The 24,557-nt window shown below is 62.7% G+C and carries 22 protein-coding genes; 13 read left to right on the forward strand and 9 right to left on the reverse strand.

The features are described 5' to 3' along the window. Positions 1-3 precede the first annotated feature (3 nt). From OX462_RS16225 to OX462_RS16235, 3 genes are all read right to left on the reverse strand, one after another. Positions 4-1,215, reverse strand: a complete 1,212-nt coding sequence (locus OX462_RS16225; protein ID WP_162995627.1) for a phospholipase effector Tle1 domain-containing protein — start codon at positions 1,213-1,215, stop codon at positions 4-6. 152 nt (positions 1,216-1,367) lie between these two features. Further along, on the reverse strand, positions 1,368-2,018 hold the full coding sequence (locus tag OX462_RS16230; RefSeq protein WP_070221586.1) for a CoA transferase subunit B: 651 nt from the start codon (positions 2,016-2,018) through the stop codon (positions 1,368-1,370). Positions 2,019-2,039: 21 nt separating this feature from the next. Continuing rightward, a complete protein-coding gene (locus OX462_RS16235) occupies positions 2,040-2,738 on the reverse strand; it encodes a CoA transferase subunit A (protein ID WP_070289089.1) in 699 nt (232 codons plus the stop codon). A gap of 147 nt (positions 2,739-2,885) precedes the next feature. Here OX462_RS16235 and OX462_RS16240 point away from each other — a divergent pair, with 147 nt between their 5' ends. After that, positions 2,886-3,452: a LuxR C-terminal-related transcriptional regulator gene (locus OX462_RS16240; RefSeq protein WP_070221561.1), complete on the forward strand. Its 567-nt coding sequence runs from the start codon at positions 2,886-2,888 to the stop codon at positions 3,450-3,452. A gap of 9 nt (positions 3,453-3,461) precedes the next feature. Here OX462_RS16240 and OX462_RS16245 read toward each other — a convergent pair whose 3' ends face one another. From OX462_RS16245 to OX462_RS16255, 3 genes are all read right to left on the reverse strand, one after another. Further along, entirely contained in the window at positions 3,462-4,277 is an 816-nt protein-coding gene (locus OX462_RS16245) for a phytanoyl-CoA dioxygenase family protein (RefSeq protein ID WP_409026549.1), read from the reverse strand. A gap of 8 nt (positions 4,278-4,285) precedes the next feature. Then, the gene (locus OX462_RS16250; RefSeq protein WP_070221563.1) at positions 4,286-4,864 is read right to left on the reverse strand and encodes a class I SAM-dependent methyltransferase; all 579 of its coding nucleotides are present in this window, start codon (positions 4,862-4,864) and stop codon (positions 4,286-4,288) included. Between the two features lie 103 nt (positions 4,865-4,967). Further along, the gene (locus tag OX462_RS16255; RefSeq protein ID WP_070221564.1) at positions 4,968-5,744 is read right to left on the reverse strand and encodes an SDR family oxidoreductase; all 777 of its coding nucleotides are present in this window, start codon (positions 5,742-5,744) and stop codon (positions 4,968-4,970) included. Between the two features lie 264 nt (positions 5,745-6,008). Here OX462_RS16255 and OX462_RS16260 point away from each other — a divergent pair, with 264 nt between their 5' ends. The 12 genes from OX462_RS16260 (at position 6,009) to OX462_RS16315 (ending at position 20,327) form a co-directional block, all read left to right on the forward strand. Next, positions 6,009-7,685: an electron transfer flavoprotein-ubiquinone oxidoreductase gene (locus OX462_RS16260; protein ID WP_409026550.1), complete on the forward strand. Its 1,677-nt coding sequence runs from the start codon at positions 6,009-6,011 to the stop codon at positions 7,683-7,685. A gap of 314 nt (positions 7,686-7,999) precedes the next feature. Beyond that, positions 8,000-11,212: a tetratricopeptide repeat protein gene (locus tag OX462_RS16265; protein ID WP_409026551.1), complete on the forward strand. Its 3,213-nt coding sequence runs from the start codon at positions 8,000-8,002 to the stop codon at positions 11,210-11,212. Further along, a complete protein-coding gene (locus OX462_RS16270; RefSeq protein ID WP_070310082.1) occupies positions 11,209-12,324 on the forward strand; it encodes a DegT/DnrJ/EryC1/StrS family aminotransferase in 1,116 nt (371 codons plus the stop codon). Before OX462_RS16265 ends, OX462_RS16270 begins: the two co-directional genes overlap by 4 nt. A 43-nt stretch (positions 12,325-12,367) precedes the next feature. Beyond that, on the forward strand, positions 12,368-13,384 hold the full coding sequence (locus OX462_RS16275; RefSeq protein WP_070221568.1) for a ketoacyl-ACP synthase III: 1,017 nt from the start codon (positions 12,368-12,370) through the stop codon (positions 13,382-13,384). 44 nt (positions 13,385-13,428) lie between these two features. Next, entirely contained in the window at positions 13,429-13,647 is a 219-nt protein-coding gene (locus tag OX462_RS16280) for a phosphopantetheine-binding protein (RefSeq protein ID WP_070221569.1), read from the forward strand. A 2-nt stretch (positions 13,648-13,649) separates the two neighbouring features. Next, positions 13,650-14,705 carry a ketoacyl-ACP synthase III gene (locus tag OX462_RS16285; RefSeq protein WP_070300386.1) on the forward strand — a complete coding sequence of 352 codons (1,056 nt, stop codon included), beginning with the start codon at positions 13,650-13,652 and terminating at the stop codon, positions 14,703-14,705. Positions 14,706-14,711: 6 nt separating this feature from the next. After that, positions 14,712-15,467 (forward strand): SDR family NAD(P)-dependent oxidoreductase, encoded by a 756-nt coding sequence (locus OX462_RS16290; protein ID WP_409028753.1) that lies wholly within the window; start codon positions 14,712-14,714, stop codon positions 15,465-15,467. An 8-nt stretch (positions 15,468-15,475) separates the two neighbouring features. Beyond that, on the forward strand, positions 15,476-16,108 hold the full coding sequence (locus tag OX462_RS16295; protein ID WP_070310086.1) for a NeuD/PglB/VioB family sugar acetyltransferase: 633 nt from the start codon (positions 15,476-15,478) through the stop codon (positions 16,106-16,108). Then, on the forward strand, positions 16,105-17,124 hold the full coding sequence (locus OX462_RS16300; protein WP_070289081.1) for an aromatic ring-hydroxylating oxygenase subunit alpha: 1,020 nt from the start codon (positions 16,105-16,107) through the stop codon (positions 17,122-17,124). Before OX462_RS16295 ends, OX462_RS16300 begins: the two co-directional genes overlap by 4 nt. A gap of 164 nt (positions 17,125-17,288) precedes the next feature. After that, positions 17,289-18,140, forward strand: coding sequence for a flagellin N-terminal helical domain-containing protein (locus OX462_RS16305; protein ID WP_070220045.1), 852 nt, complete (start codon positions 17,289-17,291; stop codon positions 18,138-18,140). A gap of 191 nt (positions 18,141-18,331) precedes the next feature. Continuing rightward, on the forward strand, positions 18,332-19,186 hold the full coding sequence (locus OX462_RS16310; RefSeq protein ID WP_070220043.1) for a flagellin N-terminal helical domain-containing protein: 855 nt from the start codon (positions 18,332-18,334) through the stop codon (positions 19,184-19,186). A gap of 40 nt (positions 19,187-19,226) precedes the next feature. Further along, positions 19,227-20,327 (forward strand): hypothetical protein, encoded by a 1,101-nt coding sequence (locus OX462_RS16315; RefSeq protein ID WP_409026552.1) that lies wholly within the window; start codon positions 19,227-19,229, stop codon positions 20,325-20,327. A 67-nt stretch (positions 20,328-20,394) separates the two neighbouring features. Here the strand turns inward: OX462_RS16315 and OX462_RS16320 are convergent, their stop codons facing one another. The 3 genes from OX462_RS16320 to OX462_RS16330 all read right to left on the reverse strand — a co-directional run bounded on the left by OX462_RS16320 (position 20,395) and on the right by OX462_RS16330 (position 24,553). Further along, on the reverse strand, positions 20,395-22,482 hold the full coding sequence (locus tag OX462_RS16320) for a flagellar biosynthesis protein FlhA (protein WP_070220038.1): 2,088 nt from the start codon (positions 22,480-22,482) through the stop codon (positions 20,395-20,397). Next, complete coding sequence (locus OX462_RS16325; RefSeq protein ID WP_070289078.1) at positions 22,479-23,618, reverse strand: EscU/YscU/HrcU family type III secretion system export apparatus switch protein; 1,140 nt, start codon at positions 23,616-23,618, stop codon at positions 22,479-22,481. The genes OX462_RS16320 and OX462_RS16325 overlap by 4 nt, the downstream gene beginning before the upstream one ends. Before the next feature lie 137 nt (positions 23,619-23,755). Continuing rightward, positions 23,756-24,553 (reverse strand): flagellar biosynthetic protein FliR, encoded by a 798-nt coding sequence (locus tag OX462_RS16330; protein WP_070220034.1) that lies wholly within the window; start codon positions 24,551-24,553, stop codon positions 23,756-23,758. Positions 24,554-24,557 lie beyond the last annotated feature (4 nt).

The raw sequence follows: 24,557 nt of genomic DNA on the forward strand, positions 1-24,557 counted from the left end.
GGGCTAGCGCGAGCACTCCAAAGGATAGGGCCGTTGCTCGATCACACCCTGCATGCGCAACGGCGCGCTGCCGGCAACGGTCCTCACTTGCAGGGCCGGGGCCTGCATGGCGCCGTCGGGCAATACCCTGTCCTCGCAATGGCTGAACAAATTGGCCGGCCGGTCGCCGATCGACCAATGCGCCAGGCCCAGCGGATCGCCAGCCAGCTGCAACGGCGGGAGCGCATAATCTTGCGCCAGGCCCGTCATCATCCACGCCAGCGACAGGTCGGACAACGACCGTGAATCGGCGTAACCACCACCGATATCGGCATGCGATCCGGGAAACCAGAGTTCGCTGACGCTCGTGTAGTCCGCATTAATGGGCGGACACAACAAGATGGGATGGAAGCGGCTGCGCTTTTCATCGCGCGACACGGCGTGCAGGATGCGGCGGATCGGCGGATAGGAATCGGACTTGTAGCGGTCGCCGTCCCTGCCATCGCTCATTTCCTTGCACACACCGAAGTCCTTGAACAGGGAACCGGGCACGGTATCCCACAGGCCGAGAAATTGGATTTCCACCGGCACCACGGCAACCTTGAAACGTTCGCGCAGTTCTTTACCGGCGATCGGCTCCTGTCCCGGCCGCCACGCCTTCCACGCATCCACATAGGCTTCATCGTTCTTGCGCTTGACCACTTCGAGGATGGCGTTATCGCGCCGAAGCCGTTGTTCGATATCGTCTTCCGACCTGGCCGGCACGCCCGCATAGGCGATCAGGCCAGCCAGTGCGCGGGCCTGGTGGGCGCCACGGCTGAAGCCCAAAATGTAGAGCTTGTCACCGGGGCGAAACGCCTGCGCGACGAAGTCATAGCCGCGCAGGATACGCGGCTCCATGCCAAGGCCGAGACTGGCGCCCAGCACGGGACTTTCGACGCTGCCCACGCCTTCGATATAGATGGCGCTGGTCTGCGCCTCGTCGGCATGGAGCACCGCATCAAAGACCCGGCGCACATTGGTCCCGGAGGCGCTGTCATTGCGCGTCCCATCCAGAAAGACAAAGATGTTTTTTGCCAGGGCGGGATCGCCCGTGAATACTTTCTCCGTCACCACTGGGTTGACGTGCTCGCCGCCGGCGGCAGCACAGGCGGACAGCAACGCCGCCAAGCCCGCTGCCAACACACTCCCTGCCATGCGCCTTAGTAGTGGCGATGCGTACCAGTTTGCCTTCATGACTGCTCCTTGTCGTGACTTCGTCTGCCCTGCACCGTTCCAGCATAGGCACACTCCAGGGACAGCCTTAGACATGGCGCAGACGTAGTGCGTGCGCGGCGAAAAAAAAGCGGACATCGCTGTCCGCTTTTTTTATGCATGCAACGATCCGTTTATACGGCGGAAACGTCCAGTTCCGCGCCCGTGGCCGCCTGCACCTGCTCCTTGGTCACGCCCGGCGCCAGTTCCACCAGCTTCAAGCCGTTTTCCGTCACGTCGATGACGCCCAGGTCGCTGATGATGACGTCGACCACGCCCACGCCCGTCAGCGGCAAGTCGCACTGCTTGAGCAACTTGTGCGACGTCGTGCCATCCTTGGCCGTGGCCACGTGCTCCATCAGCACAACGACGCGCTTGACGCCGGCGACGAGGTCCATCGCGCCGCCCATGCCCTTGACCATTTTGCCTGGAATCATCCAGTTCGCCAGGTCGCCCTTTTCCGACACTTGCATGGCGCCCAGGATAGCCAGGTTGATCTTGCCGCCGCGAATCATGCCGAACGAATCGGCCGAGCTGAAGTAAGCGGCGCCGGGCAAGGCCGTCACCGTCTGCTTGCCAGCGTTGATCAGGTCGGCATCAACCTCATCTTCGGTGGGAAACGGGCCGATGCCCAGCAAGCCGTTTTCCGACTGCAAAAACACTTCGATATTGTCCGGCACATAGTTGGCCACCAGGGTCGGCAAGCCGATGCCCAGATTCACATAAAAGCCATCCTGCAATTCTTTTGCCGCGCGCGCGGCCATTTCATCTCTTGTCCAAGCCATGATCATCTCCCAATCTTGTATTTAGTCGGCGCGCACGGTGCGCTGCTCGATGCGTTTTTCCGGGTTCGCGTTGACCACGATGCGGTGCACGAAGATGCTCGGCGTGTGGACCTGGTCGGGGTCGATCTCGCCCACTTCGACCAGTTTTTCCACTTCGACGATGGTGATCTTGCCCGCCATGGCCACGTTCGGGTTGAAGTTGCGCGCCGTCTTGCGGTAGATCAAATTGCCCGCGCGGTCGGCCATGTAGGCTTTGACCAGGGCCACGTCGGCCACGAGGCTGCGTTCCATCACGTATTGTTCGCCGTCGAATTCGCGCAGTTCCTTGCCGTCGGCAACGATGGTGCCCACGCCCGTCTTGGTGAAGAAGGCGGGGATGCCGGCGCCGCCGGCGCGCAGTTTCTCGGCCAGGGTGCCTTGCGGCGTGAATTCCAGCTCCAGTTCGCCGGCCAGGTACTGGCGCGCGAATTCCTTGTTTTCACCCACGTAGGAGGCGATCATTTTCTTGATCTGGCGCGTGGTCAGCAACTGGCCCAGGCCGAAGCCGTCCACGCCCGCGTTGTTGGAAATGGCGGTCAGGCCCGTCACGCCCGAATCGCGCAAGGCGCCGATCAGGGCTTCGGGAATGCCGCACAGGCCGAAGCCGCCGACGGCGATGGTCTGGCCATCTTGGACGATACCGGCCAGCGCCGAGGCGGCGTCAGGATAAACTTTATTCATGGGTGTCCCTCTATCTTTTGTTAAGCTTTGGTCTTGAGTCCATGACTCAGGCAGCGTCTCAGCATAAAATACGCGAGTGGAAAGTACAATACCGTAGAACTACCGGCGCCGTGCCGGCAATCCCCCTGTGAGAGTGATACGCATCAGATGAACGCCGCGTCAGCCATCGATTATGAAAGCATCTTCCTGCACGCGCCCGTGGGCATGTGCATGTCGGAAAACCGCATCATGCGCAGCTGCAACGAAGCGCTGGCGGCCATGTTCGGCTATGCGCGCGCCCAACTCGACGACCAGTCCTTCGAAGTACTCTACCCCACGCACGACGAATTCCTGCGCACCGGTGACCGCATCATCCCCATCATGAACGCCAGGGGCCGCTATTCGGACGAGCGCATCATGCGCCGCAGCAATGGAGAATTGTTCTGGTGCCACGTGACGGGCCACGCCATGCTGCCGAATCAACCGCTGGGAGCGGGCATCTGGACGTTCGAGGATGTCAGCGAGAAACGTCCCGTGACGGCGGAACTGACCCCGCGCGAGCGCGAAATCGCCGCCCTGCTGGTGGAAGGCAAGACCAGCAAGGTCATCGCCCGCCAGATCGACCTCAGCCCCCGCACGGTGGAAATGCACCGCGCCAAGCTGATGCGCAAATTTGCCGCCTCGACGTCGTCGGAGCTGGTGCACAAGCTGGTGGGCTTGCAGCTGCAGCGCTGAGGCGGACGTTTACGGCGTGCCGGCCTGCTCCCGCATTACTTTTTCGTACTTGATGATTTTCAGTACCCTGGAGTTGGCGAAATACTGGATGCAATTGAGCGGCGAATAGAAAATATCGGTCTTCCATTCGCCCGCGATCAATTCCTTGCCCGTCGGGTCGTCCGCAGGCTGGAAAATCGTATCGGCCAGAATGCGATGGACACCCGACACATTCGGTCCCGACTCATGCCACGTCGAACTGTGCATGACCACGAAATCGCCGGGATTGAGGATAGGCGTGACTTTGACGAACTGGATGTTGAAACTGTCAGGGTTGATTTCGCCGGCATCGCCGAGATAACCGAGTTTATGCGAGCCGACATAAAAACTCATCGCACCGTTATCCTCGTCCACACGGCTCAATGCGGTAAAAATGCTGCATTTGTTCAAGTTACCCAGGTGGTAACAGCTATCCTGGTGCAGGAATACCTTGTTCGGACTGAATGCATCCTTGATGACGAAGCGGTGATTGTATAGCGCCACGTCGGGACCGAATATGCGCGACAGCGTTGCGGCATACACCGGCGCGCGGTACATTTCCAGCAGTTTCTGCGGCAATTCCTCGGTCAGCGAAACGGGATTGGCCTGGCTGACATTGCGGCCGGCACGTAGCTTGGCATCATAAAACCTATCCCACTCATGCTGCCATTGCGCCAGCAGATCCGGTGCAATCGCATTACGCACGACAAAAACGCCTGTCTCCCGGAAAACCTCCGGCAGGAACTGCTCCCCGCTGATGCGCTGCAAAACGTCTTGGGTCTGCTCATTGACTACAGCCAGTGTCATCGCCACTCCTAGATAAAGCGGAACGTCAGTTCATTGTCTTGCGTGTTTTTGAACTTATTGCACTTCGCCAGCACGTTATATTTGATAGGAAACAGCTCGCGGTCAGGCGTTTCCAGGATATCAATTTCAATGATGTCGAAATCGCGCAGCAAGGCGCTCCAGCCATGCTCGGTAATGCGCCAGCAGTCCGGAATCGGACCATGGATGCGCCAGTTCAAGGGGGCGGAAATGAGCAGATAGCCTTCATGCTTGAGGATGCGGCGGATTTCCTTGACGGTGTCGAAGGGATTGAGCGTATGTTCAATCACTTCCAGGCAGACGACGCAGTCATACGCGCTGTCGGCGATCGCCGAATTGACCTTGGTGATGTCGCCCACCAGCGTGGGGCTGTAAGTGTCGACGATATCAAAGGTGTCGACGCTGAAATTGCTGAAGTTTTCGCGCACGGTGGAGCGGTCCTGCGGCCCCACTTCCAGCAGCTTGCCCGTCTCACCGGCAAGCTTGGCGGCCGTTCTTGCCACAAAAGCGTTCAAGTGATCGCGTGCCAGCTGAAACGTGTCATTGTCAAACTTCGAAGGAGTTGCCATCGTAAAAATTCTCGTATAGTGGTTATGCCCGGACGCTATGCCGCAAGCAAAAACATCATAGCCGCTAATTTTCCCTGTGGCAACAATACCTTCCCTCTGCCGCTTACATGCTGGCCATGCCGCCATCGGCGGAGATAATCGCACCGTTGATGAAGTGCGAATCCTCACCCGCCAGCAACAGCAGCAGGCCGTCGAGGTCCTCCGGCTTGCCCGGGCGCTTGTTCGGCAGCATTTCGATCAGTTTCTTGCCCTGCTCGGTAGCGAAATAATCTTCATTGATCTCGGTGGAAATGTAGCCGGGGCAGATGGCGTTGGTGTTGATGCCATATTTACCCCATTCCACGGCCATGGCGCGCGTCATGTGCACCATGCCCGCCTTGCTCATGCAGTACACGCCGATCTGCGGCAGCACCTGCAAGCCGGCCATCGAGGCGATATTGATGATGCGGTGCTGTTTCTTCGGGTCGCCCTTGGCGCGCGCGATCATGCGCTTGGCCGTCTGCTGGGCCACGAAGAACGAACCGCGCAGATTGGTGTCCATCACGAACGAGTAATCTTCGGGCGTGACGTCGACCAGACGTTGCGTGGTGGAGACACCTGAATTGTTGACGAGGATATCGATGGGACCCGCTTCCGTTTCCGCATGGGCGATGGCCGACTTGATGCTGGCAAAGTCGGTCACGTCGAGCGACACCACGTGCGCGGCGCCGCCGTCCGCTTCGATCTCGGCGCGCAATTCCTTCAGGCGTTCGGTGCGGCGCGACGCCAGCACGACCTGCGCGCCCGCCTGGGCCAGCACTTTCGCAAAGCGCGCGCCGAGGCCACTCGATGCGCCGGTAATCAGGGCAATCTTGCCCTCGAAATTGACTTCTATGCCCACGAGCTACTCCTGTTTTATTTTAAACAACACTTTACGCCATGCCCATGGCAATCGGGCAAATTCCCCCGCCGCGCACTCGAGCAAAAGTAAACGCCATCATTACACAAAATGGCCGGATTTAGATTGCGGCGAGGGGCAATGTCACGCAAAATGGCGCCAAAGTTGCAATCCTCGTCAAAAACAAGCACACTCGTGCTTAAATTTCCCCGATGATGCTTTATTCCCTATCCTTGCTACCTAATTGAGTGACTATAAATCGAGACCATGACACAGCCTAATAACTTAGTTGAACAGTACGGACCGCGCGAAACCATGGAGTATGACGTGGTCATCGTCGGCGGTGGCCCCGCAGGCTTGGCCGCGGCGATCCGCCTGAAACAGCTTGCGGCAGAGAAAAGCCAGGAAGTGTCCGTCTGCGTGCTGGAAAAAGGCGGCGAGCTGGGCGCGCATATCCTGTCGGGCGCCATCATGGACCCGAAAGCGCTGACGGAATTGATTCCGAACTGGAAAGAACTGGGCGCGCCCCTGAACACCGAAGTAACGGAAGACCGCATCCTGTTCCTGACCGAAACGAAAGCGTACAAGACTCCAGGCTTCGCTGTGCCGGCCTGCTTTGAAAACCACGGCAACTACATCGTCTCCTTGGGCAATGTGGTGCGCTGGATGGGCCAGCAGGCGGAAAACCTGGGCGTGGAAATCTTCCCCGGCTTCCCTGCCGCGGAAATCCTCTACAACGACGACGGCTCCGTGAAAGGCGTGGCGACCGGCAACATGGGCGTCAAGCGCGACGGCCAGCCCGGTCCCGACTTCCAGCTGGGCATGGAACTGCACGCCAAGTACACGCTGTTCGCCGAAGGCGCGCGCGGCCACCTGGGCAAGCAATTGATGGCCAAGTATGACTTGAACGCCGGCAAGGACCCGCAATCGTATGGCATCGGCATCAAGGAATTGTGGGAAATCGACCCGGCCCAGCACAAGCCGGGCCTGGTGATCCACTCGAGCGGCTGGCCGCTGGACACGAAAACCTATGGCGGTTCCTTCCTGTACCACCTGGAAAACAACCAGGTGATGGTCGGCTACGTGGTGGGCCTGAACTACGAAAACCCGTATCTGTCGCCGTACGAGGAATTCCAGCGCTATAAAACGCATCCGGAAATCCGCAAGTTCTTCGAAGGCGGCAAGCGCATCTCGTACGGCGCGCGGGCGATCGCGGCCGGCGGCCTGCAATCGCTGCCGAAGCTGGTGTTTGCCGGCGGCGCGCTGATCGGCTGCGATGCGGGCTTTTTGAACATGAGCCGCATCAAGGGCAGCCACGCGGCCATCAAGAGCGGCATGCTGGCGGCGGACGCGGCCTTCGGTGCGCTGGGCGAACAGCGCCAGCACGACGAACTGACGAGCTACCCTGTCGCATTTGAAAAATCGTGGCTGCATGAAGAACTGCACGTGGCGCGCAACGTCAAGCCTTGGCTGTCGAAGGGTTTGTACCTGGGCAGCCTGATGACGGGCATCGACCAGCTGATCTTCCGCGGCAAGGCGCCGTGGACCCTGCACCACTCGCATGGCGACCACGAATGCCTGAAACCGGCGGCCCAGTCGAAAAAGATCGTGTATCCGAAACCCGATGGCAAGCTGACCTTCGACAAGATGTCGTCCGTGTTCATCTCGAACACGAACCACGCGGAAGACCAGCCCATCCACCTGACGTTGAAGAACGCCAGCGTGCCCGTCGACGTCAACCTGGCCACGTATGCGGGTCCGGAAGCGCGTTACTGTCCCGCCGGCGTGTATGAATTCGTGAAGAACGACGACGGCGCCGAACGCCTGCAGATCAATGCGCAAAACTGCGTGCACTGCAAAACCTGCGACATCAAGGACCCGACGCAGAACATCGTGTGGGTGACACCGGAAGGCGGCGGCGGCCCGAACTATCCGAATATGTAATTGTCATCGCGTCATCGCATCATCGCGTCATCACGCGTAGCTGGACAACAGCGCGGCACCCTCGGGTGGCCGCGCTTTTTTTATCTGGCTATGTCACTGCAGCGCCAGACAGCACAGCCCAGGCAAGATTCCGGCATCCCCCACTTGCCGATGCCGGAATCTTTTACTTTTATTGCAATCTTTCTTGCCGCTGTGGCCTGCCAGGAACACCAAAATTTGTTCAATGATGCACTAGGGCAAAATTCCGTGGGGAAATTTTCTATTCGCCACTCCCAGCAGTTACAATTGCCGCTGGTACACTTTTCTTCCCTCTCATGAACGCTGACGCCACCCTGGAAACGCAACTCGACACCCAACTGGCGCTGGCGCTGAAGGCGCATCAGGCTGGCCACCTGGAAGAGGCGGAAGACCTGTATGTCGCCATCCTGCAAGCCCAGCCCTACCATGCCATCGCCAACCACAATATGGGTTTGCTGGCCGGCCAGGTAGGCCAGTTCCGGGCAGGACTGCCGTATCTGCGCAAGGCGCTGTCGGTCAATCCCGATGAAGGCCAGTTCTGGCTATCGCTTGCCGACGGCTTGCTCAAGGCGGGCGAACGGGACGAAGCGCTCGACATCATCGATACGGCCATCGGCCGCGGCCTCGATAACGACCAGGCGCAAACCTTGCGCGCACGTATCGCTGCGGCGATTGCTGCCGCGCCCACGGCCGACGAATGCCAGCACGTGGTGGAGCTGTACCAGGCGGCACGGTATGTGGAAATGGAAACGGCCACGCGGGCGCTGATTGCGCGCTACCCCACCTCCGATTTTGCCTGGAGCGTACTCGGCACCGTCCTGCAGGCGCAGGGCAAGGATGCCCTCGACGCGCTGCAAACCACTGTCCAGCTCACCCCGTATGACGCCGAAGCCCATTGCAATCTGGCCAATGCGTGGCAGGCACGCGGGGAACATGCGCAAGCGGTCCAGTCCTACCAGCAGGCGTTGCAGTTCAATCCGGCATTCGCCGAAGCGCACAGCAACCTGGGCGGCGCCCTGCTGGCGCTCGGCGCCCTGGCGGAAGCGGAAGACGCCTACCTGCAGGCCATTGCCCTGCGGCCCGACTATGGCATGGCGCACTTTAACCTGGGCAATACGCGCAAGGCGCGTGGCGACCTCGACGGTGCTGTCGGCGCCTACAATGCCGCCCTGGCAAGCATGCCCGGCGACGCCGAAGTGCTCTGCAACCTGGGCAATGCCCTGCAGGCGCTGGAGCGCAATGAGGAAGCGGCCGACAGCTATCGCCGCGCGCTGGCGCTCGAGCCCCGGCTGGTGATGGCGCACAGCAACCTCGGCGCCGCGCTACAGAATCTGGAGCAGTACGCGCAGTCGGAAGCGAGCTACCGCACGGCCTTGTCGCTGGCGCCGCGCCATGCGGACCTGTGGAATGGCCTGGGCAACAGCCTGCAGTCGCAGCAGCGGCTCGACGACGCCGCCGATGCCTATCGTCAGGCGCTGGCAGTGCAGCCCGACTATTCCCAGGCCCACTCCAACCTGGGCGGCGTGCTGGTGAGCCTGGGCGAATTCGATGCGGCGATCGCCAGCTATCGCCGCGCCCTGGAGCTCCAGCCGGACAGCGCCGACGCGCACACCCAGCTGGGCCTGGGCCTGCAATCGGTCGGCGAACTCGACGAAGCGCTGGCCCTGCACCAGCGTGCGGTACAGCTGGCGCCAGACAAGCTGCAGGCGCACACCTGCCTCGGACATTGCCTCAAGCAAATGCGCCGCTTTGAGGAAGCGCAAGTCGCTTACCGGCAAGCGCTCGCCCTGGCGCCCGATGTCGCCAACCTGCACAATGACCTGGCCATCGCCGTGCAGGACGCCGGCGATTATCCCCAGGCGATCCGCATCTACCAGCACGCGCTGGAACTGGACCCGCGCTCATCGCTGATCCATTGCAACCTGAGCGTGGCGTTCGAGGATAGCGGCCAGTCGGAACAGGCGCTCGAGTATCTGCAGCGCGCACGCGACATCGCGCCCGACTCCAGCCGCGTTCACTTTACGATGGGCAATTGCCTGCGCTCGCTGAAGCGCTACGACGAAGCGCTGGCCAGCTATGCGCGCTCGCTGGAAATCCAGGACGACTTCATCGGTTCCCACTTGAATACCTGCGCGACCTACAGCGAGATGGGGCGCACCGACGACGCCGTCCAGGCATGCCGCACGGCTCTGGCCAGGTATCCGCAGTACGATGAGGTCTACAGCAACATGCTGTTCGGCCTGTCGCACATGCATGCCGACGACCCTGCCGCCATGGTGGCCGAGCATTTCGGCTTCGGCGAGCGCTACGAAACGCCGTTGCGCGCCGCGTGGCAGCCGCACGCGAACGAGCGCGACCCGCAGCGCCAGTTGAAGATCGGCCTGGTCTCGGGCGACTTCTGCAACCATGCCGTGGCGCATTTCATTACGCCCCTGCTCGAGGAACTGGTGGCGATGCCGCAGTTTTCGCTGTATGCGTACTATAACAATAGCCGCGTCGACAATGTCACCATGCGTATCGCGCAACTGCTGCCCAACTGGCTGCCGGTGACCCACCTGAGCCAGGAAAAGCTGGCCGAGCGCATCCGCGCCGACGGCATCGACATCCTGATCGACCTGTCCGGTCATACGGCCAAGAATTGCCTGCTGGCCTTTGCCCGCAAGCCGGCGCCCATACAGATGAGCTGGATCGGCTATCCGCTGACCACGGGCCTGCAGGCCATGGATTACTACCTGAGCGACCGTCATTTCTCGCCGCCGGAGACATTCGCCAGCCATTTCACGGAAAAACTGATCTTCCTGCCGACCATCGCCCCATTCCTGCCATCCGAAAATGCGGACGGCATCCTGCCGGCGCCCGTGCTGAAGAACAAATACCTGACTTTCGGCAGCTTCAACCGCCCTAACAAGCTCAACCGCCAAACCATCGCGCGCTGGGCCAGGGTCTTGCGCGCCATCCCGGACGCCAGGATGCTGCTGGCCGCCATGCCGGCGCCCGGTCCCCACCCCGGGCTGACGGCGTGGTTCGCCGAAGAAGGCATCAGCGCCGACCGCCTGATCTTCGAACCGCGCGCCAACATGGCCAACTTCCTGGCCATGCATCACCGCGTCGACATGTGCCTCGATACGGCGCCGTACGGTGGCGGCACCACCACCTTCCACGGCTTGTGGATGGGCGTGCCCACCCTCACCGTTGCCGGACCGACCGTACCGAGCCGCGCCGGCACCTCGATTCTGCGCCACGTGCAGCTGGAGGAATTCATCGCCCGCGATGACGAGGAATTTGTCAGCAAGGCCCTGTACATGGCGGCCAACCCCATGCTGCTGGGCGCCTACCGCTTCAGCACCCGGCACCGCCTGGCGCAAACGGCGCTGGGCCAGCCGAAGTTGATTGCGGAAGGCCTGGCCAACAGCCTGCGCCTGGCCTGGCAGCGCTGGTGCGAAGACTTGCCGCCAGTCAGCTTCGACGCGCCGCTCGACAGTCAGTTGCCCGGGGAGATAGCGGCATGAGCGACGCCAAACCCATCTACGTCACCCAGCCGCTGCTGCCGGACCTGCAGGATTTCCTGCCCTACCTGGAAAGCATCTGGGAAAACAAGATCCTCACCAATGGCGGCCCCTTCCACCAGCAGCTGGAAAAAGCGCTGTGCGACTACCTGGGCGTGCGGCATATCTGCCTGTTTACCAATGGAACGCTGGCATTGATGACGGCCTTGCAAGCCTTGCGCGTGAAGGGCGAAGTCATCACGACGCCGTATTCCTTCGTTGCCACGGCCCATTCGCTGCTGTGGAATGACATCAAGCCCGTCTTCGCCGACATCGATGCGCGCACGCTGAACCTCGATCCGGCGCGCATCGAGGCGGCCATCACGGCGCAGACCACGGCCATCATGCCCGTGCACTGCTATGGCCAGCCCTGCGATGTCGACGCCATCCAGAAGATTGCCGACAATTACGATCTGAAGGTCATCTATGACGCCGCGCATGCATTCGGCGTGCGCCACGGGGGCACCAGCGTCCTCAATTACGGCGACCTGTCCGTGATCAGCTTTCATGCGACGAAGATCTTCAACACCTTCGAAGGCGGCGCCATCGTCTGCCCGGACGCCAAGACCAAGCAGCGCATCGACCATCTGAAAAATTTCGGCTTTGTCGACGAAGTCACCGTCGTCGCCGCCGGCATCAACGGCAAGATGAGCGAAATCAATGCCGCCTTCGGCCTGCTGCAGCTGAAGGGCATCGACCAGGCGCGGCAACAGCGGCGCAGCATCGACGCCCACTACCGCGAACGTCTGGCCGGCGTCGCGGGCATCACCTGCCTGGAAGCGGCCGACGCCGAAGCGGCCAATCACGCCTATTTTCCCATCCTCGTCGGGCCCGGCTATCCGCTGGCGCGCGATGCGCTGTTCCAGCGGCTGCGCGATCACGAAATCTACGCGCGGCGCTATTTCTACCCGCTCATCAGCGATTTCCCCATGTACCGCGGCATGCCGTCCGCCGCGCATGCCAATCTGCCGGTCGCGCGCCAGGCCGCATCCCAGGTGATCTGCCTGCCGATCTACCCGGCCCTCGAGCTGTCGAGCGTGGACGCGATCACCGCCCTGATCGCCGGGGCGGCCTGAGCGCCCCGCCCTTCCCTATTGACCCAGACCGAACGGCCACCGCATGCCCCACTACGCCCACCTTACCGCGATCGCCTACCACCTGCCGCAGGCGATCCTGACGAATGCCGCGCTGGAACAGGAGTTCATCGACTGGCCGGCGCAAAAAATCCTCGACAAGACGGGCATTGCGCAACGGCATATCGCCGCCGAACATGAAACGGCCAGCGACCTGGCCTTCCATGCCGCGGAAAAGCTGTTCGCCACGCATGACGTCGCGCGTGGCGACATCGATTTCCTGATCCTGTGCACGCAGGCGCCCGACTACCTGCTGCCCAGCAGCGCCTGCGTGCTGCAGCAGCGGCTTGGCTTGCCGACCTCCTGCGGCGCGCTCGACATCAACCTCGGCTGTTCCGGCTACGTCTACGCGCTGGCCATGGCCAAGGGCCTGATCGAGAGCGGCATCCGCAAGAAAGTGCTGCTGCTGACGGCAGACACCTATTCCAAGTACATCAACGCGCGCGACCGCAGCGTACGCACGCTGTTCGGCGACGGCGCCGCCGCCAGCGTGATCGCCGGCGGCGCGCCCGAACTGGCGCTGGGGCCTTTCGTCCTGGGCACGGATGGCAGCGGCGCGAACAACCTGATCGTGCCGGCCGGCGGCATGCGCACGGCCCGCAGCGCGGCCACCGCCATGCCCGTCGAAGACGCGTCCGGCAACTGGCGCAGCCAGGACGACCTGTTCATGGATGGCGCGCAGATCGTCCAGTTCACCTTGGGCGCCGTGCCGCGTACAATGCAGGAGCTGCTGGACACGGCCGGCAAGACCCTCGATGACATCGATCATGTGATCTTCCATCAGGCAAACAAATTCATGCTTGACGCCTTGCGCCGCAAAATACGCATTCCGGAGGACAAATTTGTGATTGAAATCGATACTGTCGGCAATACCGTCTCCTCGACCATTCCCATCGCCATTGCCCGCGCGCGCGCCTCGGGACGCATCATGCCGGGCGACACGGCCCTGCTGCTGGGCTTTGGCGTCGGCTATTCCTGGGCCGGCACGCTGGCGCGCCTGTAGGCGCCCGCGCATCTGCGTACTGAACTTCTTTGAAAGGAAACACAATGCAAGAATTTTTCAACGGCATGGCCGACATCCTGGAAATCGACGCCGACAAAGTCGTGCCGTCCCTGAAACTGGGCGATTACGCCTGGGATTCGCTGGCCATCATTTCCACCATCGCCCTGGCCGATGAGCTGTTCGATCAGATGCTCGAAGGCCAGGCCCTGGCCAATTGCGAGACCCTGGCCGACGTGCTGGCATTGATCGCCGTCAAGGTCTGACCATGTCCAGCCAGCGCCTGGAATCGGGACTGCCCTTCAGCACCGCCCATCTGGCCATGCGCGGCGTGGTGTGCGCGCTGCCGCGCACGCAAGTCCACAATGCCGACCTGGCCGAGCGCTTCGGCGCCGAAGCGGTGGCCGACGTGAGCAAGATGATCGGCGTGCAGTCGCGCCGCCGCGCCGCCGATGGCCAGACGACGGCCGACCTGTGCCAGGCGGCGGCACAAACCCTGCTCGACGACCTGGGCTGGGAGCGCGACAGCATCGACGCCCTGATCTTCATCTCGCAAACCCCCGATTACGTGCTGCCGGCTACCGCCTGCGCCCTGCATGGACGCCTGGGCCTGCACAAGGCTTGCGCCGCCTTCGACATCAACCTCGGCTGCTCGGCCTACGCGTACGGCCTGTGGCTGGCGGCGAAGATGCTCGACGGCCAGGCCATGTGCCGCATCCTGCTGCTGGTGGGCGACACCATCAGCAAGACCGTCGATGAAACCGACCGCGCCACCGCGCTGCTGTTTGGCGACGCCGGCACGGCCACGGCGCTGGAATTCGATGCGGCGGCGGCGCCCGCCCATTTCATCGTCGGCAGCGACGGCGGCGGCGAACGGCACCTGATGATGGCTGCCAGCGCCTGCCGGCCCTACGCCGGCGACGATGCGCGCCTGGCGCAGCGCGATCCCGCCAAGCTGTACATGGACGGCGGCGAAATCTTCAATTTCACGCTGAAGAGCATTCCGCCGCTGGTGGCGGACCTGCTGCGCCTGGCAAACCGCACGAGCGACGAAATCGATGCCTTCCTGTTTCACCAGGCAAATACCTTCATGCTCAAGCACATTATCAAAAAAGCCAAATTGCCAGCCGGGCGCGCACCGATCAACATGGACCGCTATGGCAACACGTCCAGCGCCTCCATCCCCCTGCTGATCGCCGACAGCCTGGGAGCGGCGGCACAGGGCCAGACCATCGCCATGTTCGGCTTTGGCGTCGGCTATTCCTGGTCGGCGGCCGTGCTGGGCCTGCAATCGCTGACCGTCAACCGCCTTATCGAAGTCTGAACCATGATCTTTCAACCCGACATGCTGGCCGGCCAGCGCATCCTCGTCACCGGCGCCTCGTCCGGCATCGGCCGCGACACGGCCCTGCTGCTGGCGCGCTGCGGCGCGCAACTGCTGATCAGCGGACGCGACCGGGCTCGCCTGGAGCAAACCCTGCAGGCCCTCGACGGCAGCGGCCACCGGGCCGAAGTGCTCGAACTCGACGGCGGCGACCACATCGTCGACTTCCTCAGGCAAGCCACGCTTGAGGCGCCCCTGAACGGCATCTTCCATGCGGCCGGCATCGAGTTATTGCGCCCGGTCAAATTGTCCAAGGCGCAACAGTTTGACGACGTCTTCGCCTCCAGCGTCAAGACGGCGCTGGCGCTGGCGCGCGGCGCCGCCCTGCGCGGCGTGCTCAGCGATGGCGCGGCCCTGCTCTTCATGTCATCCGTGGCGGGCCAGAGCGGCCAGTCCGGCATGAGCGTGTATTCGGCGGCCAAGGCCGCCATTGACGGCCTGGTGCGCGCCCTGGCCGTGGAACTGGCGCCGCGCGGCATGCGCGTCAACAGCATTGCCGCCGGCGCCGTCGAAACGGAAATGCACGCGCGCCTGAGCCGTGGCTTGCCTGACGAGGCCATGCGCGCCTACGCGGAGCGCCATCCGCTCGGCTTCGGCCACAGCAGCGACATCGCGCAGACGGCGGCCTTTTTGCTGTCGCCGGCGGCGCGCTGGGTCAGCGGCGCCACCTGGGCCGTCGACGGCGGCTACCTGGCCCGTTAGGAGTATACATGCAAACCATCCTCATCGTCGGCGCCGGACGCTTCGCCCGAGAATTGCTGTGCTGGCTGGAAGACAGCCTCGACCCGGCCACGGCCCGCATCGGCGGCTTGCTCGATGACACGCTGCCGCCCGCGCCCATGCTCGACGCCGACTACCCGTACCCCGTGCTGGGCAGCATCAACGACTACCGGCCGGCGGCCGGCGAGGCGCTGCTGCTGGCCATCGGCGCACCGAAAGCCCGGCTGGAAGTGGCGCTGGCGCTGGCCGCGCGCGGCGCCCGTTTCCATACGCTGATCCATCCCAGCGCCGTGGTCGCGCGCACGGCCCGCATCGGCCAGGGCGCCGTCGTCTGCCCGTTCGCCCTCGTCTCGGCGGGCAGCGAACTGGGCGACTATGTCACCATCAACAGCTACGCCAGCGTCGGCCATGACGCGGTGCTGGAACGGGGCTGCACGCTCAGCTCGCACGTCGACATCACGGGCGGCGTGCATCTGGGCCAGGCCGTCATGGTCGGCTCGGGCGCATCCATCCTGCCACGCGTGAGCGTCGGCGCCGGCGCCACGGTCGGCGCCGGCGCCGTCGTCATGCGCCGCGTGGCCGCCGGCGCCACCGTTTACACGCCACCGGCAAAGACACTATGAGCACCATCTCCGAGACGCGGCAGCTGCGCGACCAGTTCTGGCACTTGCTGTGCCACCGCAGCGAATTGCCGGCCAGCGGCGACTATCTGAAACTCGACTGGCTGGGCGAGGAAGTGGTCGTCTACAACGACCAGGGCGAGCTGATCGCCTTCGACAATCTGTGTCCGCACCGCGGCACGCGCTTCTTCACCGAAAAACGCGGCAATGCGCCGCTGGCCTGCCCCTACCATGGCTGGGCCTACCGGGCCGGCGCCATGCACATCCCCTGCCGCGAACGCTACGCGCCGGCCGAGCTGGACAATGCCCGCCTGCAGGTGCTGCAGCTGGACTGGTGCGCCGATTTCCTGTTCGCCTCGCCACAGCCGCGCATGCCACTCGAAGCGCAGCTGGGCGAGACCCAGGCCACCTTGGAAAACATTTCCTTCAACGTCGCCGGCCTGGGCGATTTCAACGCCTATGACTATGAGTGCGACTGGCGCATCGCGCTGGAAAATGCGCTCGAGCCGCTGCACGTGCCGTTCGTGCACCCGGAATCGCTGGCGCAACTGCAACTGGACGACGGCGAAAACCGTTTCACGGACTGGACGTCGACATGGGAAGCGGGCCTGGGCAACGCCGGCATGGCCAGGAAACTGCGCTCCGTCAAACGCCTGTTCCAGCTCGACAGCCAGTTCGAGGGCTACCAGAGCCTGTACCTGTTCCCGTTTACCATGCTCTCGTCGACGTTTTCATATTCGTATTCGCTGCAGCATTTCTTTCCGTCAACGCAAGCGCAGCGCACGCATTTCTCCAGCCGCCTGCTCATGGCCGCAACCAAGCCCGCCGCCAGCGCTACGCTGCAGGGCTTTTTCGACTCGAGCGCGCAGATGAATCGCCAGGTATTCGAGGAAGACCATGCCATCTGCAAGCGCATAGCCGTGCAGGCGGCCGACAGCGCGCGCTTCAAGATCCTTTCCAGCGACGAGGCAAAGATCGCGCATTTCCGGGCCTGCCTCGCGGCGGCAAGCCAGTCTTAGGGGGCTGGCGGCGGCCTCGCCGGCCGATGTGAAACTTTTTTAAAAAGAATTTTAAAAAATTTCCACAAAGCATTTAATAAGCTTATGCGGATGGTCGTCTTGTACTTGGGAGAGCACAAAGAACCGTTGCTCCGGACTGAACCCACCAAACCAGGAGTTACACCATGCTGAGCCTTCACACTAACAACGCTGCACTGTCCGCACAAAATTCGATCACCCGCACCCAAAACCAACTGTCGACCTCGATGACGCGCCTGAGCACCGGCTTCCGCATCAACTCGGCAATGGATGACGCAGCAGGCTTGCAAATCGCAACCCGCCTGAAAGCACAAACCAGCGGCATGACCGTTGCAATGTCGAACACCCAGAACAGCACCTCGATGCTGCAAACGGCTGAAGGCGCGTTTGACGAAGTCACCAACATGCTGATCCGCATGAAGGATCTGGCAACCCAGGCAGCCGATGCTTCGTCGGGCGCCAAAGACAAGACCGCCATGCAGTCGGAATTCGATGCACTGGGCCTGGAACTGTCGAACGTGATGAAAAACACCACCTTCGGCGGCAACAAGCTGCTGGTAGGCGGCACGCTGGCCTCGTCGATGACGTTCCAGATCGGCGCAAGCCAAACCGAAACGATGGCATTTGACGTTTCGGCCAAAATGACCAGCCTGACGGCATCGCTGGGTTCGGCTACCGCCAACTACGCTTCGGCTGCGACCGGCACCGAGCTGACCAGCTCCGCCAATGCCACCATCGCCCTGCTGGAAACGGCAATCGGCGACGTCGGCACCGTTCGCTCGGCACTGGGTGCTGCTGCAAACCGTCTGGACCACGTCAACACCAACTTGTCCAACATCGCCACCAACACCAAAGCCGCTACCGGCCGCATCATGGACGTCGACTTCGCTACCGAAAGCTCGAACATGACGTCGTCGCAAATGCTGCTGCAAGCTGGCACCGCAATGTTGAAACAAAGCAACAGCATGTCCTCGATGGTCATGTCCCTGCTGCAATAATATGTCCCTGCCTGGCCGTTCGCGGCCAGTCGCTGAAAACCAGGCCTTGGCCTGGTTTTTTTTCGTCCCCGGTATCTCGCCTTTGCACGCAAGAGTAACTATTTGCTGGCAATCTTTAACGATGCGGCACGCATGGTCGCCTGTTTGATGGGCAAGCCCGCCCAACAGCCGTCATCCACAGGAATCGCCGAGTGCTCAGTCTCCATACGAATATCGCAGCACTGGCCGCACAAAATGCCGCCGCACGCGCGCAATCGCTGCTGTCGACCTCGATGACGCGGCTCTCCACCGGCTTTCGCATCAATTCGGCCATGGATGACGCCGCCGGCCTGCAAATCGCGACCCGGCTGCGGGCACAGGCGAGCGGCATGGCCGTCGCCATGCGCAACACGCAAAACAGCACCTCGATGCTGCAGACGGCCGAAGGCGCGTTCGACGAAGTGAACACCATGCTGATCCGCATGAAAGACCTGGCCACCCAGGCCGCCGATGCATCGTCGGGCGCCAAGGACAAGGTCGCCATGCAGGCCGAATACGACGCCCTGGGCCTGGAACTGGCCAACGTCATGAAAAACACCAGCTATGGCGGCAACAAACTGCTGGCCGGCGGCACGCTGGCGTCGTCGATGACCTTCCAGATCGGCGCCAGCCAGAGCGAAACGATGGTGTTCGACATCTCGGGCAAGATGGCCGGCGTGCTGGCCTCGCTCGGCGCGGCCAGCGCCAACTTCGGCGCGCCCGCCACCGGCAACGAATTGACGGGCAGCGCGAATGCCAGCATCGCCCTGCTGGAAGCGGCCATCGACGATGTGGGCGGCGTGCGCTCGGCCCTGGGCGCCGCCGGCAACCGCCTGGACCACGTGCACACCAACCTGTCGAACATGGTCACCAACACCAAGGCTGCCATCGGCCGCATCATGGATGTCGACTACGCGGCCGAAAGCGCGAACATGACGTCGGCGCAAATGTTGCTGCAAGCGAGCACGGCAATGCTCAAGCAAAGCCAGAGCATGCACAAAATGATACTCTCCCTGTTGCAGCCATGACGGCAGGCTTTTTGATGGAACCAGATCTGGACATAGTGGCATGGCGATAGACCGCATTTCATCGGGCAATCCGGTGCCCCTGATTACCCAGCGCTTCGACGTCAGCCCCGCGACGCCGATGGTGCCGGGCGTGGTGCAGCCGCTGGTGCCGATCGGCCCCTACATGGCGCCCGCGCCCGACGCCGGCACCCTGCCCGCCCAGCTGCAGCAGCAGGGCCAGGACAGCCTGGCGTCGCTCATCAAGCCCAATGCCGACGGCACGGGCGGCGCCTTGCCGCGCGACAGCAGCGCCATGCAGGTCAATCAGCTGTTCTTCACGCGCCAGCTCGTCTGGCAGCCGCCCGACGCGGCGCAGCTGGCCGCCTCGTGGCGCGTGATGGTCAGGACCTATGGCGAACAATATGCGGCCCTGCAGGAACAGGCGCGCGGCCAGCACGTGCCGGGCAACCTCTTCATGGCCGAGCAGCAACCGGCGCTGCTGCGCGAAGGCGCCCGTCCGCCCCTGACGGTCGACAGCGAAGCGTGGCGCTTTGCCGTGTATGGCTGGGGCGGCCAGCGCCTGCTGCTGCGCGTGCTGGCCAGCGACGTAGACGAAGAGGCAACGCCGAGGCGGCGCGGCAAGGTGGCGCTGCGCGTCGAGCTGATCATTATCGGCATCGGCCGGGTCGTGATCCAGATGGAGCCGTCCGGCGACGGCGTGCTGCTGGAACTGGCCGCCGACGAGGAAGCCGCGCTGCGCCATCTGCGCCTGGCCCTGCCCGAGATCGCCGACGCCGTGCGGCGCGCGGGCCTGCGCCTGGTGCGCTGCCGCCTGAACCGCCAGCTGCATGCACAGCGCATGCACGGCAATTACCCGATGCAGGCGGGCGCCGCCTCGCTGTCGCTGCCCCTGTTCCGCGCCATGGCCGAAGTGGCCCTGCTGCTGACGCAGCCGGTAGCGGAAGCGGCGGCCGATCCCGATGCGCCCGCGGCACCCGCCGCCGAAGCCGAAGAGGAGGCCATCTTTGTCTCGAAGGAAGTGGCGGCGCCGCTCGGCTACGACTATGGCGACGCGGAAGACGCGGCGCAGGGCGGCACCGTGCTGCTGCTGGCCGACGGCCAGGAGCACGACCTGCTGCCGCCCATCGACGAGCAGGATTGATGCAACAGGATTAAAGCAACATAAAAAAACGGCGCCCGCGGCGCCGTTTTTCTTTCAATTCACCGTACTAGCCCACCGTGCCGATGATGCTCACTTCGCGGTTTTCCGGAATTTCATTGTATGACAGCACGTGCAGGCCCGGCGCGAACAGGCGCGCGTAGCGGGCCAGCAGCGGACGGATCTGCGGCAGCACCAGCAGCAGCGGCGGCGTGGCCTGCTGCTTCATCTGCTCGCGCGCCACCGGCATGTTCACTTGCAGCTGCGACAGCAGATGCGGGTCGATCGGATAGTTATCGAGCGTCACCTTGCCCGACTGGCGCGCCTGGTTCAAGGAACCGAGCAGCATGTTTTCCAGTTCGCCGCCCAGATTAAACGCCTGCATTTCCATCTTCTGGCCGAACAGGCCGCTGACGATCTGGCGCCGCAGCGCGCAACGCACCTCGGCCGCCAGCAGGATCGGGTCCTTGGTCGTTTCCGAACTGTCGAGCAAGGTGGTGGCGATGGGCACGATATCCTTCAGGGACACATTTTCCGCCAACAAGACACGGAACACGCGCAGCATCTGCGTGTGCGTCAGCGCCTTGTCCAGCGCGCCGGCCAGCTTCGGCGACAGGGCCGTCAGGCGCTCCATCAGGTTCGACACGTCTTCGTGGCGGAACAGTTCCGGCAGGTATTCGCGCACCATTTTCGACAAGTGCGTGGCAATCACGCTGGGCGCCTCGATGACCTGGTAGCCGAGGCCCAGCGCATGCGCCTTTTCACTCGGCTCGATCCACGTGACGGGCATGCCGTAGGCCGGTTCGATGCCGGGAATGCCGTCCAGCTGGCCATACACGTTCGGCGACGGAATCGCCATCAGCCGGTCGGCCTGCACTTCCGCCTGCGCCACCACGGTGCCCGACAGCACGATCGCGTACTGCGACGGCTTCAGGGCCAGATCGTCGCGCACGCCGATATTCGGCAGCAGCAAGCCCATCGCTTCGGACAGGCTCTGGCGCACGCCCTTGACGCGCTTGGTCAACGGTTCGCCTTGCGTTTTATCCACCATGCCGACCAGCTTGTAGCCGAGCATCACCATCAGCGGCTGAACGGCGGGCAGTTGCTGCCACTCCAGTTCGGCGGGCTTGTCGTCGCGCAAGGCCGCCTCGATGGCCGCCATGCCGGCCGCGTCGGGCCCCTTCACGCGCTTGGTCAAACGCCAGGCAACAAAGGCCAGCACGGCGGCAAAGGTCATGAACATGAACCACGGCATGCCCGGGATCAGGGCCAGCGCCACCATCATGCCGGCCGCGCTGTAGATCACCGTTGGCGAGGTCAGCACCTGGCCCGCCACTTGCTGCTCGAAATCGCCCGAATCGCTGATGCGGGTCACCAGGATGGCGGCCGCGGCCGACAGCAGCAGCGCCGGAATCTGCGCCACCAGGCCATCGCCGATGGTCAGCAGTGCGTACTGGCGGAAAGCGTCGCCGAACGACAGGTCGTGCATCAGCGAGCCGATGGCCACGCCGCCGACCATATTGATGATCAAAATCAGGATACTGGCGACGGCATCGCCGCGCACGAACTTCGATGCGCCATCCATGGCGCCATAGAAGTCGGCTTCGGCGGCCACGTCCTTGCGGCGGATCTGGGCTTTTTCCTGATTGATCAGGCCGGCGTTCAGGTCGGCGTCGATCGCCATCTGCTTGCCCGGCAAGGCATCGAGGGTGAAGCGCGCGGACACTTCCGAGATGCGCTCGGCGCCCTTGGTAACGACGGCGAAGTTGATGATCATCAAAATCACGAAGACCACGATACCGACGACGAAGTTACCGCCGATGACCACGTTACCAAACGCCTCGATCACCTTACCGGCCGCATCCGCGCCCGTATGGCCGTGCAGCAGCACCACGCGCGTGGACGCCACGTTCAGGGTGAGCCTGAGCATGGTGGTGGCCAGGATCACCGTCGGGAAGACGGAGAAGTCGAGCGGCCGCTTGGCCGACACGCTGACGAGGATGACGATCAGTGCCAGCACGATATTGAAAGTGAACAGGATATCGAGCAGCACGGGCGGCAGCGGCAGGATGATCATCGCCAGGATCACCAGCAGGAACAGCGGCGTGGCGAACTTGTGGCGGCGCATTTCGGCAACCAACCGGTTCAGGAAATTCATGAAGGTACTACCTCGCTCAAATGAGATGGCACGACCACCTCGGTGGGAAATGGGGGCTGGGCGGCGCGCTGCCCAGTACGGAATGCTTTCAGCTGCAGTATGTAGTTGAGCACCTGCGACACGGCCTGGTACAGCTGCACGGGAATCTGCTGCTGCACCTGGCTGGTGTTGTAGATGGCGCGCGCCAGCGGCGGCAACTCCAGCGTTTCGATGTTGTGTTCCTTCGCCACTTGCCGGATATACAGCGCCATCTCGTCGACGCCCTTGGCAACGACAAACGGCGCCTCGGCGCGGTCCTGGTCATACTTGAGCGCGACGGCGTAATGCTCGGGATTGACGATCACCACGTCGGCGTCGGGCACGGTCTTGCGCACGCTGCGCCGGCCGATCTGCTGCTGCAGCTGGCGGATGCGCTGGCGCACTTCGGGCCGCCCTTCGCTGCTTTTATGTTCTTCCTTGACGTCCTGCTTGCTCATGCGCTGGTTGCGGGCAAAGAAAAACGCCTGCGCCGGCACGTCGATGATGGCAAACAGGACGAAGACGGAAATGAGCGCCATCAGGCCGTCGAGCATCAGCGCCGAGCCGTCGAGCATGGCTTGCTGCAGGGGCCGGTGTTGCAAGTCCACGTACTGCGTCAGGCTGGAGCGGCTCACGTGCACGAGCACCATGCCCAGCACGGCGGCCTTGGCGATCGACAAGCCGAATTCAAAGCCATGCTTGGGCGACACCAGGCGGCCCAGGTTCTTGGCCGGGCTCAGGCGCTCCATCTTCGGCATCCAGTTCTTCGTGCTGATGACCCAGCCGCCAGGGACCAATGAGCCGAGCACAACAAACAAGGGCACGCAGAACAGCGGCACGATCATCTTGATCAGCAAGCCCACGGACGTGGTAAACGCCATCGACATGGCATTGTCCAGCGCGCCCTTGCTGTCGAGCGGCATGAAGGCCATGGCGAACAGCTCGCGAAAGCTCACCAGATAGCCGGGCAGCAGGTAAATGAAGACCTTCATGCTGATCAGAATGCCCAGCGCCGTCGACAGGTCGCGCGAACGCACCACCTGCCCTTCCTGGCGCGATTTCTTCAGCTTCTGTGCTGACGCCTTTTCTGTCTTGTCGCCCGTGCTGCTATCCGCCATGCGTCACACCTTTCCGCACGTGCCCTACAAGCGTAGCGAGCAAGTTCAATGCCGGGTTGAGTAGCGCAGCTGTACGGAGGTACAGCGAGCAACGGATGCCCGGAAGTGGACTGCGCAGCAGCTTGTTGGCACGTGCGCTATCCATGGGCCACCCGCATCTGTTCGGCGATCATGTCGAGCACGCGGTTCGTCATGGCGATGTAGTGCTCCGGGATAAAGCGCACGATCTGTCCCAGCATCAGCAGGCCGAACATGGTGATCATGGAAAAGCCCAGCGAAAACAGGTTCAGCGACGGCGCCACGCGATTCAGGAAGCCAAAGCCCAGTTGCACCACCATGGTGGAAAAGACGATGGGCAAGGCCAGCAGCATGGCGGCGGCGAAAATCCACGCCACGTTATACGCCACCGTCTGCAGCAGCAGCGGCCCGTAGCCCTGCCCCACGGGCCAGGCCTTGAAACTGGCGCCGATCACGCCCGTCAGCACGAGGTGGCCGTCGATGGCGAAAAACACGATCATGCACATGATGGTGAGCATCCCCGTGATCACGTCCGACGAGGTGCCGTTGAGCGGATCGTTCATGACGGCCATGGAAAAACCCACCTGGCTCGACACGAGGTAACCGAGCACCGACATGACGGACATGGCGAAGTGGAAAGCCAGGCCCAGGACGAAGCCGATGATGGCCTGCTCCAGGGTGGCGACGAGGGCGTGCAGGGAAAACGGATCGATCTTCAACAAGTCCTGCGACACGCCCGAGGCCTGCATGACGGGCAGCATCAGGATCGCCAGCACCAGCGACAGCAGCACCCGCACGGGGACGGGCACCATGGCGTCGCCGATCACGGGCGAAGCGCTGAGCATGGCCAGGATGCGGCAGAACGGCCACCACACGGCCAGCAGAAACGGCAGCACCTGATTGAAAATCTGATCCATGGCG

It is taken from the genome of Janthinobacterium aestuarii, from assembly GCF_046113285.1.
Classification (GTDB): domain Bacteria; phylum Pseudomonadota; class Gammaproteobacteria; order Burkholderiales; family Burkholderiaceae_D; genus Janthinobacterium.

Excerpts from the sequence above, each read along its gene's own strand:
- OX462_RS16225 (WP_162995627.1), bottom strand. The coding sequence starts at position 1,215 with ATGAAGGCAAACTGGTACGCATCGCCACTACTAAGGCGCATGGCAGGG.
- OX462_RS16230 (WP_070221586.1), bottom strand. The coding sequence starts at position 2,018 with ATGGCTTGGACAAGAGATGAAATGGCCGCGCGCGCGGCAAAAGAATTG.
- OX462_RS16235 (WP_070289089.1), bottom strand. The coding sequence starts at position 2,738 with ATGAATAAAGTTTATCCTGACGCCGCCTCGGCGCTGGCCGGTATCGTC.
- OX462_RS16240 (WP_070221561.1), top strand. The coding sequence starts at position 2,886 with ATGAACGCCGCGTCAGCCATCGATTATGAAAGCATCTTCCTGCACGCG.
- OX462_RS16245 (WP_409026549.1), bottom strand. The coding sequence starts at position 4,277 with ATGACACTGGCTGTAGTCAATGAGCAGACCCAAGACGTTTTGCAGCGC.
- OX462_RS16250 (WP_070221563.1), bottom strand. The coding sequence starts at position 4,864 with ATGGCAACTCCTTCGAAGTTTGACAATGACACGTTTCAGCTGGCACGC.
- OX462_RS16260 (WP_409026550.1), top strand. The coding sequence starts at position 6,009 with ATGACACAGCCTAATAACTTAGTTGAACAGTACGGACCGCGCGAAACC.
- OX462_RS16265 (WP_409026551.1), top strand. The coding sequence starts at position 8,000 with ATGAACGCTGACGCCACCCTGGAAACGCAACTCGACACCCAACTGGCG.
- OX462_RS16270 (WP_070310082.1), top strand. The coding sequence starts at position 11,209 with ATGAGCGACGCCAAACCCATCTACGTCACCCAGCCGCTGCTGCCGGAC.
- OX462_RS16275 (WP_070221568.1), top strand. The coding sequence starts at position 12,368 with ATGCCCCACTACGCCCACCTTACCGCGATCGCCTACCACCTGCCGCAG.
- OX462_RS16280 (WP_070221569.1), top strand. The coding sequence starts at position 13,429 with ATGCAAGAATTTTTCAACGGCATGGCCGACATCCTGGAAATCGACGCC.
- OX462_RS16285 (WP_070300386.1), top strand. The coding sequence starts at position 13,650 with ATGTCCAGCCAGCGCCTGGAATCGGGACTGCCCTTCAGCACCGCCCAT.
- OX462_RS16295 (WP_070310086.1), top strand. The coding sequence starts at position 15,476 with ATGCAAACCATCCTCATCGTCGGCGCCGGACGCTTCGCCCGAGAATTG.
- OX462_RS16300 (WP_070289081.1), top strand. The coding sequence starts at position 16,105 with ATGAGCACCATCTCCGAGACGCGGCAGCTGCGCGACCAGTTCTGGCAC.
- OX462_RS16305 (WP_070220045.1), top strand. The coding sequence starts at position 17,289 with ATGCTGAGCCTTCACACTAACAACGCTGCACTGTCCGCACAAAATTCG.
- OX462_RS16315 (WP_409026552.1), top strand. The coding sequence starts at position 19,227 with ATGGCGATAGACCGCATTTCATCGGGCAATCCGGTGCCCCTGATTACC.
- OX462_RS16320 (WP_070220038.1), bottom strand. The coding sequence starts at position 22,482 with ATGAATTTCCTGAACCGGTTGGTTGCCGAAATGCGCCGCCACAAGTTC.
- OX462_RS16325 (WP_070289078.1), bottom strand. The coding sequence starts at position 23,618 with ATGGCGGATAGCAGCACGGGCGACAAGACAGAAAAGGCGTCAGCACAG.
- OX462_RS16330 (WP_070220034.1), bottom strand. The coding sequence starts at position 24,553 with ATGGATCAGATTTTCAATCAGGTGCTGCCGTTTCTGCTGGCCGTGTGG.